Annotated in this window: 12 protein-coding genes; 11 read left to right on the top strand and 1 reads right to left on the bottom strand. The window is 47.4% G+C overall.

Going from position 1 to position 13,823, the window contains the following annotated elements:
• Positions 1-122 precede the first annotated feature (122 nt).
• From V8Q34_RS15695 to gpmI, 5 genes are all read left to right on the top strand, one after another.
• Positions 123-1,571 (top strand): L,D-transpeptidase family protein, encoded by a 1,449-nt coding sequence (locus V8Q34_RS15695; RefSeq protein ID WP_148392965.1) that lies wholly within the window; start codon positions 123-125, stop codon positions 1,569-1,571.
• Positions 1,572-1,803: 232 nt separating this feature from the next.
• Positions 1,804-2,583, top strand: coding sequence for a transporter substrate-binding domain-containing protein (locus tag V8Q34_RS15690; RefSeq protein ID WP_033141151.1), 780 nt, complete (start codon positions 1,804-1,806; stop codon positions 2,581-2,583).
• Between the two features lie 85 nt (positions 2,584-2,668).
• A complete protein-coding gene (locus V8Q34_RS15685; protein WP_033141150.1) occupies positions 2,669-3,364 on the top strand; it encodes an amino acid ABC transporter permease in 696 nt (231 codons plus the stop codon).
• Complete coding sequence (locus V8Q34_RS15680) at positions 3,354-4,094, top strand: amino acid ABC transporter ATP-binding protein (protein ID WP_033141149.1); 741 nt, start codon at positions 3,354-3,356, stop codon at positions 4,092-4,094. Before V8Q34_RS15685 ends, V8Q34_RS15680 begins: the two co-directional genes overlap by 11 nt.
• 141 nt (positions 4,095-4,235) lie before the next feature.
• Complete coding sequence (gpmI, locus tag V8Q34_RS15675) at positions 4,236-5,777, top strand: 2,3-bisphosphoglycerate-independent phosphoglycerate mutase (RefSeq protein ID WP_033141148.1); 1,542 nt, start codon at positions 4,236-4,238, stop codon at positions 5,775-5,777.
• A 119-nt stretch (positions 5,778-5,896) separates the two neighbouring features.
• Here the strand turns inward: gpmI and V8Q34_RS15670 are convergent, their stop codons facing one another.
• Positions 5,897-6,772, bottom strand: coding sequence for a helix-turn-helix domain-containing protein (locus V8Q34_RS15670; RefSeq protein WP_335835877.1), 876 nt, complete (start codon positions 6,770-6,772; stop codon positions 5,897-5,899).
• A gap of 214 nt (positions 6,773-6,986) precedes the next feature.
• Here V8Q34_RS15670 and V8Q34_RS15665 point away from each other — a divergent pair, with 214 nt between their 5' ends.
• From V8Q34_RS15665 to V8Q34_RS15640, 6 genes are all read left to right on the top strand, one after another.
• Positions 6,987-8,243, top strand: coding sequence for a uroporphyrinogen decarboxylase family protein (locus V8Q34_RS15665; protein ID WP_033141146.1), 1,257 nt, complete (start codon positions 6,987-6,989; stop codon positions 8,241-8,243).
• A gap of 234 nt (positions 8,244-8,477) precedes the next feature.
• Positions 8,478-11,417, top strand: a complete 2,940-nt coding sequence (locus tag V8Q34_RS15660) for an MSCRAMM family protein (RefSeq protein WP_335835876.1) — start codon at positions 8,478-8,480, stop codon at positions 11,415-11,417.
• Positions 11,410-11,991, top strand: a complete 582-nt coding sequence (locus tag V8Q34_RS15655; protein WP_244806354.1) for a hypothetical protein — start codon at positions 11,410-11,412, stop codon at positions 11,989-11,991. Before V8Q34_RS15660 ends, V8Q34_RS15655 begins: the two co-directional genes overlap by 8 nt.
• The gene (locus V8Q34_RS15650) at positions 11,988-12,647 is read left to right on the top strand and encodes a hypothetical protein (RefSeq protein WP_335835875.1); all 660 of its coding nucleotides are present in this window, start codon (positions 11,988-11,990) and stop codon (positions 12,645-12,647) included. Before V8Q34_RS15655 ends, V8Q34_RS15650 begins: the two co-directional genes overlap by 4 nt.
• On the top strand, positions 12,644-13,141 hold the full coding sequence (locus V8Q34_RS15645; protein WP_033141142.1) for a signal peptidase I: 498 nt from the start codon (positions 12,644-12,646) through the stop codon (positions 13,139-13,141). The genes V8Q34_RS15650 and V8Q34_RS15645 overlap by 4 nt, the downstream gene beginning before the upstream one ends.
• A complete protein-coding gene (locus V8Q34_RS15640; RefSeq protein ID WP_335835874.1) occupies positions 13,116-13,808 on the top strand; it encodes a TasA family protein in 693 nt (230 codons plus the stop codon). The genes V8Q34_RS15645 and V8Q34_RS15640 overlap by 26 nt, the downstream gene beginning before the upstream one ends.
• Positions 13,809-13,823 lie beyond the last annotated feature (15 nt).

Raw genomic sequence — 13,823 nt, 5'->3', positions numbered from 1 at the left:
AAAATTTCCTAAAATTTCAAGTGTGTGCCTGAAACCTCTTCCTTTTTGTCGTATTTTGCGTTAAAATAATTCATATGAAACTTTTTAGGGGAGAAATGCGTCTAATAATTAAGGGTGTGAAAATGAGTAAAAAAACGAATGAAAAAAAGAAAACAGAAAAAAAGAATAAGGGAAAAAGCAAGGTCGTCAAAAGGATACTGCTGGCGCTTCTGATCGTGTTGCTTTTGGCAGTGGTGGGTATCTATTGTGCTGTGGGCTATTATTACCAGGACAAGTTCTACAGCGGCACTACCATCAACGGATATGACTGCAGTGAAAAATCTGTGGACTACATCAAGGAGATCATTAAAAAAGAGGCGGAGACATATTCTCTGACGATCAAAGAGAAAGAGGATAAGCAGGATGTGATCCAGGCGGCAGATATTAAGCTGACTTATAAGGACGACGGTGAACTGGAAAAGCTTATGGAGGACCAGAACGCCTGGCTGTGGATCTTCAGCCTGACAAAAGACAAGAATTATGAGGTGAGTCTGGATAATTCTTATGATGAGGCAAGTCTTGACACGGTCATCAGCAGCCTGGCCTGTCTCAAGCCGGAGAATATGACAGCGCCGCAGGATGCTTATCTGGAGGATACAGGGGAAGCATATCAGATCGTTCCTGAGGTGGAAGGCAATACGCTGGATCAGGAAAAGACAGTAAAAGCCATCAAGGATGCCGTTAACGGACGAAAAGGAGAAGTCTCCTTAGAAGAGTCAGGCTGTTATCAGGCACCGGCAGTGCGGCAGGATGACCCGGGGCTGACCCAGGAAAGAGATAAGCTGAATGCATTGACCACCATGCAGATCGTTTTGGACTTTGGGCATGGACAGGAAACCATCACAAGGGACCTTTTGAAATCCTGGCTGAAGAAAGACGATGCAGGCAATTATTATTTTGATGAACCTACTGTGAAGCAGTATATTATCGATCTTTCCGCAGTATACAACACAAAGGGCAAAGCAAGGGACTTTGTTACTACAGGCGGAAGTACGGTCCATCTTACCGGAGGCGACTATGGCTGGCAGTTGTGGCAGGATAAGACTACAGAGTCTCTGATGAATACTCTCAATGCAGGGGAGAGCACAACCTTGGAAGTGACCTGGCTGTACAAGGCACAGAAGCATGACGGCAATGAGATTGACGGTACTTATGTGGAGATATCCATTTCCCAGCAGCATATGTGGTTCTATAAAAACGGCAGTCTTATTGTGGATACCCCGGTCGTGACCGGCAATCCCAACACAGGACATGCAACACCGGCAGGGGGTGTCTGGAATCTGAAAGATAAAAAGAGTCCTTTCACTTTGGTGGGCAAAAAACCGGACGGAAGTATTGACTATGAAGAGCCGGTTAACTATTGGCTGCCATTTAACGGAGGCGTGGGAATCCATGACCTTGTAAAGAGAGATGCTTTTGGAGGCGATATCTATCTGTCCAATGGTTCTCACGGATGTGTCAATACACCCATAGATGCGGTGCAGATGATCTATAATAATATTGAGGTGAATACACCGATTGTGGTGTACTGACGAAAGACGGCCGGAGCGGAAGCTTCGGCCGCAGCTATATCCGGAAATATTTGGTGCTCTCTGTGTGCGTAACAGCATCACTGCGGCGCGGGAAGGTGTGAATGTGTATCTTGTTTTTGCAGTTTTTCTGTTGAAATTTGCCTGCAAAGCTGATATAATGCTAATCAGTTGAATAAAAATACATAATATACATTAAAAATGCATAAAAATGAATGCGTAAGGAGAGAGAAAAATGAAAAAATTAGCAGCAGCAGCTTTAGTTGCTGCCATGGTACTGTCTTTGGCAGGATGCGGCAGCAGCACAAAGAAGATTGAGTCAAAAGAGGATTTAAAGGATGCCGTTATCGGCGTTCAGCTTGGAACAACAGGTGATACCACAGTGTCAGAGGCGTCAATCGGCGCAAAAGAGGTAAAGCGTTATAACAAAGGCGCTCAGGCAATCCAGGCGCTGAAAAAAGGCCAGATCGACTGTGTGGTGATCGATACAGAGCCGGCCAAGAAGTTCGTTGAGCTGAATGATGACCTGAAAATGATTGAGAACCAGTTTGAAGACGAGCAGTATGCCATCAGCATGAAAAAAGGCAACACAGAGCTGAAAGATGCATTTAATAAAGCTCTGGGCGAGCTGGAGGAGGAAGGTGTTCTTTCCGATATCGTAAACAATTATATCGGTGATGAGGCGGGTAAAAATCCCTATGAATCACCGGCAGATGCAGATCGTTCCAAAGGAAAGCTTGTGATGGCTACCAACGCGGAGTTTGAGCCGTGGGAGTATCATGACGGTGAGGCTATCGTAGGTATCGATGTGGATATCGCGCAGGCAATCTGTGATAAGCTGGGTTATGAGCTGGAAGTGTCTGATATGGAGTTTGACGCCATCCTTCCTGCAGTACAGTCCGGAAAGGCAGACTTCGGTGCAGCCGGCATGACAGTAAACGAAGAACGTCTGGAGAGCGTTGATTTTACAGACACGTATGCAAACGCAAGCCAGGTAATCATAGTAAAGAAATAAGTTGAAAGATGACCCATGAAAAGAAAAGCTGCTGACAATCCTGCCGGCAGCTTTACTTGCGGGAGAAAGTAAGACAGGTGGAAAAATGTGTGTATTAGGGATTTCACAACAGCTTTATAACAACTTTATCAAGGATGACCGGTATATGTGGCTGCTGGAAGGTTTGAAAAATACTCTGCTCATCACACTTCTGGCAGTGATCATCGGTATCATCATCGGATTTGCGGTGGCCATTGTGCGTTCCAGCCATGATAAAAACGGTTCCTTCGGTGTTTTAAACGCCGTATTTAAGATTTATCTGACCGTGATCCGCGGAACACCAACCATGATCCAGCTGCTGATCATGAACTTCGTTATTTTCGGCAGCCTTTCTCTGGACCCTGTGCTGGTGGGCGGCCTGGCTTTTGGTATCAACTCAGGCGCCTATGTGGCGGAGATCGTCCGTTCCGGTATTATGTCAGTGGATCAGGGACAGTTTGAAGCAGGGCGTTCTCTGGGACTTAATTATTCCCAGACTATGAAGTCCATTGTCATGCCGCAGGCATTTAAGAATGTACTTCCGGCACTGGTCAACGAGATGATCGTGCTTTTAAAAGAGACTTCCATTGTGGGCTACATCGGAATGATGGATTTGACAAAGGGCGCTATGCTGATCCAGAGCCGTACCTACAACGCATTCCTGCCTCTGCTGGCAGCAGCGCTGATTTATTTGATACTGGTTATGATTTTAACAGCATGTATGAATAAGCTGGAAAGGAAGTTGAGGACCAATGAGCGATAACAACATTTTACTGGAAGTGCAGGGGCTTGAGAAAGCCTTCGGAGATAATAAAGTGCTGGACGGCATAACCACGGATATCCGCCAGGGTGAAGTGGTTGCGGTCATTGGACCTTCCGGATCCGGTAAATCCACTTTTCTCCGCTCCCTGAATCTGCTGGAAGTGCCTACAGGGGGAAGGATTCTCTTTGAAGGTACGGATATTACAGATCCTAAGGTGGATATTAACCGCCATCGCCAGAAAATCGGTATGGTGTTTCAGCAGTTTAATCTTTTCCCTAACATGACTGTGAAGGAAAATATCATGCTTGCGCCTGTGAAGCTGAAACTCATGTCACAGAGTGAGGCGTCAAAGAAAGCGGACGAGCTGCTTGCCAGAGTTGGGCTGCCGGAGAAGGCTGACACATATCCGGAAATGCTCTCCGGAGGTCAGAAGCAGAGAATCGCCATCGCAAGAGCTCTGGCAATGAATCCTGATGTTATGCTGTTTGACGAGCCTACATCAGCCCTTGATCCTGAAATGGTCGGGGAGGTTCTGGAGCTTATGAAGGAACTGGCACAGTCGGGAATGACTATGGTCGTGGTGACTCATGAAATGGGATTTGCCAAAGAGGTGGCTTCCAGGGTAATCTTCATCGATGAGGGGAAGATCCAGGAGGAAAACAAACCAAAGGAATTTTTTGAAAATCCGAAAAATCAGAGATTAAGGGACTTTTTGTCAAAAGTATTATAAATTCAAATCTTCCTGCCCTGTCATTTTTTTAACAAAATCCGTCCAAATCTTGCAATTAGGATTGAAAAATTCTGGATTTCTGTTAAAATGAAAAAGGTATGAGATGCAGAAATGGAATTTGACATATAAAGGAGAGAAAATATGAGTAAAAAACCAACCGTATTAATGATTCTCGATGGATATGGCCTGAATGATAATTGTGAGGCAAACGCTGTATGCGAGGCGAAGACTCCTGTTATGGACCAGTTAAAATCCCAGTGCCCCTTTGTAAAAGGCAATGCAAGCGGAATGGCCGTGGGCCTTCCGGAAGGACAGATGGGCAACTCTGAGGTGGGTCACCTGAACATGGGTGCAGGACGTATTGTCTACCAGGAGCTGACGAGAATCACAAAAGAGATTGAAGACGGGGATTTCTTCCGGAACGAAGCACTGCTGAAGGCAGTACGCAATGCCAAAGAGAACGGCTCAGCACTGCATTTATTCGGACTTCTTTCTGACGGTGGTGTGCACAGCCATAATACCCATGTGTATGGTATTCTGGAGCTGGCTAAGAGAGAAGGTCTTTCCAAAGTATTTGTACACTGCTTCCTGGACGGACGTGACACTCCGACCACAGCAGGAAAAGAATATATCAAAGAGCTCAATGACAAGATGAAAGAGCTGGGTGTTGGCCAGGTGGCATCCGTTATGGGACGTTACTATGCTATGGACCGTGACAACCGCTGGGATCGTGTGGAGAGAGCCTACAATGTTATGACTAAGGGAGAGGGCAAGCAGGCAGAGTGCCCTGTATGCGCTGTCAAGGACTCCTATGCGGCAGAGAAGACTGACGAATTTGTAGAGCCTACAGCCATTGTAAAAGACGGCCAGCCGGTAGGAATCATCAGGGACAAAGATTCTGTCATCTTCTTTAATTTCCGTCCTGACAGGGCGCGTGAGATCACGAGAGCTTTCTGTGATGAGGAGTTTACAGGTTTCGCAAGAGAGAAGAGACTGGATCTGACCTATGTATGCTTCACAGAGTATGACCCGACTATCCCGAACAAAGACGTGGCTTTCCATAAGGTAGCCATCAGCAATACATTCGGTGAATTCCTGGCTGCCCATGGCATGAAACAGGCACGTATCGCAGAGACAGAGAAGTATGCGCATGTGACCTTCTTCTTTAACGGCGGTGTGGAAGAGCCTAATGAGGGCGAAGACAGAATCCTGGTGAAATCACCCAAGGTTGCTACTTATGACCTGAAACCGGAGATGAGCGCTTATGAAGTCTGCGACAAGCTGACAGAGGCCATTCGCTCCGACAAATATGATGTGATCATCATCAACTTTGCCAACCCTGATATGGTAGGCCATACAGGAGTGGAAGAGGCAGCGATCAAAGCAGTGGAAGCCGTGGATGAGTGCGTAGGCAGAGCCGTGGATGCTGTGAAGGAAGTGGGAGGCCAGATGTTCATCTGTGCGGACCACGGAAATGCAGAGCAGTTGAAAGACTATGTGACAGGGGAAACCTTTACGGCCCACACAACGAATCCGGTGCCGTTCATTCTGGTCAATGCAGACCCCTGCTATGGTCTGAGAGAAGGCGGATGCCTGGCAGATATTGCACCTACACTGATTGAGATGATGGGGATGGAACAGCCGAAAGAAATGACTGGAAAATCTCTGCTGATCAGGAAATAAATGATTCAGTATGCCTGAATGAGAAAGGGCGCTGTTTCCCAAAACGGTTATAGGAACCGGGAGGGAACAGCGCTCTTTTTGCCGTACCGGAACAGTCTTCCGGACAGGATGTACGTGGATCAGGGGGATTTCTGAAAGCCGGAGGGGTCGAAGAATTTGCGGTAAACAGCAGGAGTGAAATCCAGGTCTTTTTTAAAGGCGCGGATAAAGTGGGAGGTGCTGGAAAAACCGCATTCCACGGCGATGGCGTCTATGGAGCGTGTGGTCTCCATAACAAGCTCCCTGGCCCGCCGGAGTCGGAGGGTGGACAGGTACTCATGGGGAGAGGAGCCGGTTTCGGCCTTGAATACCCGTGAAAAGTGGTATTTGCTCAGAGCTGTCTGGCGGGCAGCGTCCTCCACGGTCACTGGCTCCTGGAAATGGGTTTCCAGATAGAGGCAGGCTTTTTGAATGGAGGAGCTTAATGGTTTTCGGATTTTGGCAGCCAGAGAACCGAACAGGGTGTGGACCAGGGCGGAAAGACGGTGGTCATCAGGCTGGGGAAGACGGAGCTGATCCAAAAGCTGTTGGAAAGTTAACGCGGCCTCGGATTTATTACGGAACAGTGCTCCGTCTTTTTGGTAGAGATATTCACAGTAGTCAGAGGTGATGTTGCCGTCAAAGTGAAAAAACTGGAACCTTACCTGTTTGGGTGTGTAATAGTGGTGGGGATACATACAGTCTAAAAGAACAATATCCCCGGTAGCTGCTGTGAAAGAGTGATCCCTGTATGTAAAATGCAGTTCCCCTGACAAAATGCAGAAAAAAAGGTAAGAGTGCAGACTCTTTCGGCTGACCTGGTAGGGCGGTGCACAGAGATATTCAGCTCCCCAGTATACGCAGAAGAGATGCTCCTTCGCAAAGGGGGAGGGGGAATGAAAGTATATCCCTTTTTTGCTCATGATTCCCCGTTCCCCCGGTATCATGCCTTCTTCGTGTATTTTTTCCAATATCATAAGCAGCCTCCTGACAGCACAAAATGTATATTAATGAGCATGATTGAGTAGTGAAAAAACTATAAGAATAGTATATATTATGAATTAGAAACAAGCAAGACGGAATTACAGAGACATGGGAGAAAACTATTTTGTATGCGCACGATTTGTTAATTATGGGTAAACTGCGCATGTTGGAACGTACTTTTTGAAGTACGGGAAAGGAGAGGTAAGGATGACATCAAGAGAGAGAGTTCGCGCGGCGTTTGAACACAGGCAGCCGGATAAAGTGCCGGTGGATTTTGGGGGAATGTGCTGTTCCATGATCAATGCCATTGTGCTGAAGGATCTGCGGGCATATTACGGGCTGGAGTACCGTCCGCCGAAGATCAATGACATGTCCACCATGACAGCCTTTGTGGAGCCGGATCTGGCAGACTGCCTGGGATGTGATGTACAGCAGCTTTATAACTATGGGGACACTTACGGACATATCAATACAGACTGGAAAGAGTGGAGATACCGGGGAGAGACTGTGTTGATTCCCTCCAATGCGGTGGTAAAGGATGACGGAAAAGGCGGATATTTCGTCTATCCGGAGGGAGATGATTCCCTGCCCCCATCCGGCCACATGCCCGCCAATGGATTTTACTTTGATAATCTTACGCGCACGCCGGAATTTGATGAGGACGAGGCCAATCCGGATGACAACGTGGAGGATTATACCCATGTGACAGATGAACAGATCGCCTACCACAAAAAAGTGCTGGCTCAGGTGAAAGGTTCACAGAGGGCCATACAGGTAGGCCCAGGCTATTTTGGCCTTGGGGATGCCAATAATATACCGGGACCAAATCTGAAGAATCCCAGGGGAATCAGAAGCATTCAGGAATGGTATATGGCGCCCCTTCTCTATCCGGATTACGTGGAAGAGGTTTTTGAGAAGGGAACAGATATTGCCATAGAGAGTTTTAAGAAATACTGGGATGCATTTGGTTCGGATATTGATATTCTCTTTATCTGCGGTACGGATTTCGGAACCCAGAGAGGCCCTTTTATGAGCCCGGAAGTGTTCCGCGACCTGTATATGCCGTATTATAAAAAGATGAATGACTGGGTGCATGAGCACACAACGTGGAAGACACTGAAACACTGCTGCGGGGGTATTTTCCCCATTCTTCCGTATATGATCGAAGGCGGGTTCGACGCCATCAATCCGGTGCAGTGTTCTGCAGAGGGAATGGACCCTAAGACATTGAAAGATACATACGGCAAAGACATTGTATTCTGGGGCGGCGGTGTGGATACACAGCAGGTACTGCCCTTTGGCAGGCCGGAGGAAGTGCGCAGACAGGTTCTGGAAAGACTGGAGATCTTTTCAAAGGACGGCGGCTATGTGTTTAATACCATACATAACATACAGGCCAATACCCCAATTGAAAATATAGCTGCCATGATTGAGGCTGTAAAGGAGTTCAACGGGGACAGGTAATAATATTTCAACAAAAATGCAGGGTAAAACAAGACGGGAATTTGTGAAAGTTTCCGTCTTGTTTTCATGAATTTCGTATGCTATGATTTATCTACAAATCAAATCTCGGAGCGATTCCGAAAATCTGAAAAGGCCGTTCGGCCGAAGTTTCCAAATGTAAAGTAAAAGCAGAAGGGGTAAAAAGATCCTTATAGGGGAATTTTGCGCCCTGAAGCGGAAAGGGGCATTGTTTTTATGAAAAAATGGAAGAAGGTTCTGGCAGCAGGGCTTCTTACAGTCCTTTTTTCCTGTGCTGTCTGTGCACAGGCGATTTCTGCCGGAAACGGCAGGGATATGCTGCATACGGATGCGCACGGTTTGGCTGTGGGGACAGCAGCGGGGGGAAAAGGCCCTCCGTCCAAATCGTCAGGAGGACAGGAATATGGACAGAAGTCCATAGGAGCAGAAAAAACTGCAGTTCAGAAGGAGGTTGCAGAAAATGATCACAGCAAGAAAGTGGGATTACACGGATGTACAGGAGAAAAGACAGAATATCAGAGCTCATCAGGCTATGAAGAAGACATGGAATCCGGCCAGATGCCGGGAACAGGCCAGATTTCCGGTCTGGAGACAGGGCGAGGGGAAAAGCCTGCCCGTAGTACATCCGCAGAACAGAAAGAAATGTCCTGTGATCCAGGTGTGGAGGCACGGGGAATATACAAAGCTGCCGGTTACCCAAAAACACATTATATATCCGGCAAAGGATATGTACAAAAGAGACAAGAGCAGCAAAATTCTGACCTGGAACCCGGATATAAACAGAAAAACGGGCAGGATAGCTGTGAGGAAACCGAGATCAGTCTAATGGCTGAAGGAGGTGCAAAAGAGTTCGGCAGGCAGAAAAAGCCGGACGGTTTGGAAGAGCCTGCAGGTTCTGCTTCTGCGCAGAAGCAGCCGGAGGATGTCAGTACGCCCGGTGAAAAGGACAAAAAGGAAAACCCGGAAAAGCAGCCGGAACAGGGTAATCAGCCAGAGCAGGAAAAACAGCCGGAACAAGAGGAACAGTCGGGGCAGGAGGCACAGCCGGAACAGGGTAATCAGCCAGAACTGGAGGCGCAGCCGGAACAAGAGGAACAGCCAGGGCAGGAGGAACAGCCAGAACAGGAGGTGCAGCCGGAACAGGATACATCCGGGCCGCTGTTGGAGGAACAGATACCGGGACAGTATTCCAGAATCTCGGATATGTACCTGAGGAGTGCGGCCACCAGTACCATACAGGTGGGATGGCAGGAATCCTTAGGTTCCATTGACCCCGGCCTTTTAAGCCTGGACGATCCGTATAATGTCTCGATCAAGTATGTGGACTCCAGCGATTCTGACAACCAGGATATGCGGGGAAAGTGGCGCCTTCTTTACTGTGTGCAGTATCAGCACAATGCGCCGGAGGGGCAGATTACCTGGGATGGAGCAGGGCGTGTGTCACCGTCTATTGCCTATCTTATGTACTGGGGCTGCCGCTACTGGGGCCAAGAGAGCCTGTGGCCAAATTACAGGACAGGATACGGATGGAAATATGATGCACTGGCCACCCAGTATGCTGTCCACATAGTCAACGGGGAATTCTCCCTGAACACACTTTATAATCATCTCAAAGGATCTAAAAAAGAACAATTCTACAGCATCATCAACAAGATGGTAAATGATGCAAATCATCCCCCCTATTACACACCGTTTGCTGACGGATGGAGAGATTTTGACTACGCATTGTCTGACTCCAGTGTGACCTGGACAGCTCAGGATTATAACGGCAAGGCCGGTTTCACAACAAAATGGATCAGCCAGAACCTGTCGGACGGCCTCACAGACTGCAGCGAGTACATCACATCCAAAAAGGGAACGGCGGACAACGGTGCCACCGTGATCTGGAAGGACAGCGGCGATGCGTCCGCATTCCGGATCTGGATTCCCAAAACACAATATCTGCTGCTGCAGGAAAAAGGGGCCAAGGTCACAGCAACAATCTCAGGAAACCATTCCCTGTATCTGGCGGGATGGGTATATAAAAGCAGTAATTCCAAATATCAGATGGTGACCATGCTGGAGGGCGGCGGCGGTTCCGCGGCACATAAAAAGACAGTTACAGCCCAGATTCCCAAAAAGGCGGTAAGCTGCTACATTGATCTTCAAAAAGCGGACAAGGATACCGAAGAAACAAAACCACAGGGCAATGCGGAATTTTCCGGTGCGGTATATGAAGTGAAAAATAAAGCAGGGACCGTGGTGGACAAAATGACCACAAATACATCAGGGAAAGCCACCAGCGTACCGCTTGCTACAGGAACTTATACAGTCAGGGAGGTTACCGCGCCAAAAGGATATAACCTGGATAAAAATACATATACGGTTACCTTTACAAACACGGATTTGAATCAGACCGTATACCGGAAAAGCGTCCGCTCAGAGGAGCCTGTGAAAAAGGGAAATGTGACTTTGAAGAAATTATCATCAGAGTCTGACAAGACCTTAAAAGGTGCGGTTTTTTATCTCTATACAAGTAAAAACAAAAAAGTAGGAGAATACACTACGGATGATAAGGGATGTATCACAGTCAAAAATTTACCATGGAACAGTTACTTCTTCATTGAGCAGACTGCGCCGGAGGGATACGAACTGTCCGATGAGAAGATCGCGTTTTCTATAAATAAGGAATCCGCGGGAAAGACCCTGGAGGTTGCGGCCAGGAATACACCGAGAAAAGTAAAACTCATTCTGGAAAAAGAGATCCGTGCGGATGAGATCAATTTTGCCAACGGCAACCCCATTTTTCTGTTTGAGGTTAAGGGGGTGGATCTGGAAGGAAAGACACATATTCTGCATGGAACTGCCGAATTTACCAGGGAGTATACGGAACAGGAGAAAAACAGTGATGGTACGATCCGAAAAACTGTCACATTTTCGGAATTACCTGCCGGTACTTACACGGCATATGAGATGGAAGTTATGCGGTATTCACTGGAAGATATTACAGAAATAACAGGAGGCACCAGGAAGGAAGATACCGTGGTATTTGACCTGATCCAAAACGATGCCGGCCGCGCAGTCTTTATCAATCATAAAGACGAATGGCAGGACTGGTCAGATACGTCTGTTTGTGAAAATATTATTTTGAAGAGGGAAAAGGAAGAACATGAGTGAAGTCAGAAAAAAAGAACGGCTGAAGGAAGCCGCGGCACTGCTGCTGCTGATTCTTCTGCTGACAGCAGCCGGTCTGGCTGTGGGTGTGGGGAGTGCTTATTTCAGTGACCAGGACGCGCGCAGCAACCGAATCAGACCGGGTGACAGCAATCTGGAGATCACAGAGGAATTTCATCCCCCGGATGAGTTAAAGCCCGGGGAGGTCATAGCAAAAAGCGTGCAGATTGCCAACAAAGGCAAATCCAGTTGTTTTATACGGTGCAGGCTTCTTATGGATGACGAGGAAATCCTGCCCTATCTGCATCTGGGAATTGATTCAGAAAACTGGGAAAAGTCAGAGGATGGATACTATTATTACAAAAGCGCACTGGAGATGGGAGAGATCACAACAGAACTGCTGAGACAGATCACCGTGTCAGAGGATGCACCGGAAGAATTGTTAAAGCGGGGATTTTCCCTGAGTGTCTATGCGGAATCTTACCAGCAGGGCCAGTTTTTAAAAGAAGCCTGGCAGGAAGCATGGAAACATTTTGACAGGAATAAAAAAACAGGGAAAGAGGAGGGGAATGTATGAAAAGAAAGAGATATCATCCGCTGTTGTGCATCTGCCTCCTGTTTGTAGGATTGAGTCTTCCGGTCCCTGTCCTGGCAGAAAAGGCCGAAGGTCTGGAAAAGGCCAGGGGAAAGGTGGATATCAGGCTCGAAGAATTCACCCTGGATAGAAACGGCCGGGAAGTACCCTGGAAGGACCTGGAGGCAGTTATGCCCGGACAGGAGATCATAAAGATTCCCAGAGTCACCAATCTGCAGAATGAATGTGAGATTCGGGCTAAGATTGAAGTGACCATGGGAAAGGAGGTGAAGCTGCCCGTCACAGAGGATATGATAAAGGGAATGCCAAAAGAATGGAAACGACGGGAGGATGGCTGGTATTACTATGAGAAGAAACTGAAAAAAGGTGAGAAAACAGATATCTTCCGTTCTTTTACCATTCCTTCTGCGTGGGATACAAAATATAACAGCAGTGGAAATATCATAAAATACTACACGGAGAACAGCCTGGATATTGTTGTAACCGTGGAGGCTGTGGGAGAGGGAGACTGGACAAAAGAAAAAGCCACAGTACGCTCCCCGAAGACAGGTGATGATACAGCCCTCTTTTTGACAGCGGTTCTGTGTCTGGGATCTGCGGCTGCGGCCTATGCGGTGTGGAAATGGAGAAAACAATGAAAAAAGCATGTTACCGCGTAGGGGAAATCTTGTACTGGGTACTTTGTCTGCTTTTGATAGCCAACATAATCTTATGTATTTTCGGTATTCGTCCATTTGTTGTTGTCAGCGGATCAATGGAACCGGCCATTCAAACGGGAAGTATATCCTGGGTAAATCTCCGCGCGGATGCCGATCACCTGCAGCAGGGGGACATTCTGGCTTTTGAAAGAAATGACGGAGAACTGGTCCTGCACCGGATCGTCCGAAGAACAGAAGCGGGAATAGTGACAAAGGGGGATGCCAATTCGGTGCCGGATGCGGCTTTGGTGAGAGTACACCAGATAAAAGGCAAGGTTTTGTTTAGCGTCCCGTATGTGGGAAAGGCGTTTATGAAAAACGCAGAAGAGTTTGCCGTATTTTTTTTAACAGGCAGTGTGATTTTATTTATTTTATTAAAAACAGTGAAAATTTCAGGAGGAACGTATTATGAGAAACATAACACGGAAGAGTAAAAAACAAGCATTTCTTTTATGTCTGGCACTGGCAGCCATACTTTTGGCCGGAAGTGCGGCGGCGTACTTTACGGACAGGGAACAGGTGAAAAACCATTTAACCATCGGTAAAGTGGATATTACCCTGACAGAACCGAAGTGGGACGCTGTGCCTGAGAAAGAAAAGCAGGATATCACGCCCAATAAAAAGCTGATCAAAGATCCTAAGGTGACCAATGTGGGGATAAATGACGCTTTTGTCTTTGTCACAGTACAGGTGCCGGTGGCAGATGTCATTACTGCAAACCAGGACGGCAGCAGGAATCCAAAGGCACTTACGGAACTTTATTCCTGGACCGTCAACAGCGGCTGGACAAGGATGGGAAATGCGTCAGACATTAAAAATGAGAGTAATGTGGTGGTAGCCCATGAGTACAAATATGTATACGGCACAGAGTCTGCCTGCACCGCGCTGGCAAAAGGAATCACAACACCGGAGCTTTTCAGTTCCGTAACTTTTGCCAATGTGATCGAGGGCGAAAAAATGCCGGATGGAACTGCCATGGAGGAGGCAGCGACGGATATTGATCTGAAGGCTTTTGCCATTCAGACTACGGACCTTACGGAGAAGGATGTGACGGACCCTGCAAACGTCTGGAAAATTTTTGAAACACAGAATAAATCCTGACAGCGTAAAATAATT

Origin of the sequence: Blautia sp. JLR.GB0024 (genome assembly GCF_037000545.1) — a bacterium.
GTDB classification, from domain to species: domain Bacteria; phylum Bacillota; class Clostridia; order Lachnospirales; family Lachnospiraceae; genus Blautia; species Blautia celeris.
The sequence above is the reverse complement of the archived record's forward strand: the minus strand, read 5'-3'. Positions and strand labels throughout refer to the sequence as shown.

Coding starts and splice junctions, on each gene's coding strand:
- V8Q34_RS15695 (WP_148392965.1), top strand. CDS start 123: ATGAGTAAAAAAACGAATGAAAAAAAGAAAACAGAAAAAAAGAATAAG.
- V8Q34_RS15690 (WP_033141151.1), top strand. CDS start 1,804: ATGAAAAAATTAGCAGCAGCAGCTTTAGTTGCTGCCATGGTACTGTCT.
- V8Q34_RS15685 (WP_033141150.1), top strand. CDS start 2,669: ATGTGTGTATTAGGGATTTCACAACAGCTTTATAACAACTTTATCAAG.
- V8Q34_RS15680 (WP_033141149.1), top strand. CDS start 3,354: ATGAGCGATAACAACATTTTACTGGAAGTGCAGGGGCTTGAGAAAGCC.
- gpmI (WP_033141148.1), top strand. CDS start 4,236: ATGAGTAAAAAACCAACCGTATTAATGATTCTCGATGGATATGGCCTG.
- V8Q34_RS15670 (WP_335835877.1), bottom strand. CDS start 6,772: ATGATATTGGAAAAAATACACGAAGAAGGCATGATACCGGGGGAACGG.
- V8Q34_RS15665 (WP_033141146.1), top strand. CDS start 6,987: ATGACATCAAGAGAGAGAGTTCGCGCGGCGTTTGAACACAGGCAGCCG.
- V8Q34_RS15660 (WP_335835876.1), top strand. CDS start 8,478: ATGAAAAAATGGAAGAAGGTTCTGGCAGCAGGGCTTCTTACAGTCCTT.
- V8Q34_RS15655 (WP_244806354.1), top strand. CDS start 11,410: ATGAGTGAAGTCAGAAAAAAAGAACGGCTGAAGGAAGCCGCGGCACTG.
- V8Q34_RS15650 (WP_335835875.1), top strand. CDS start 11,988: ATGAAAAGAAAGAGATATCATCCGCTGTTGTGCATCTGCCTCCTGTTT.
- V8Q34_RS15645 (WP_033141142.1), top strand. CDS start 12,644: ATGAAAAAAGCATGTTACCGCGTAGGGGAAATCTTGTACTGGGTACTT.
- V8Q34_RS15640 (WP_335835874.1), top strand. CDS start 13,116: ATGAGAAACATAACACGGAAGAGTAAAAAACAAGCATTTCTTTTATGT.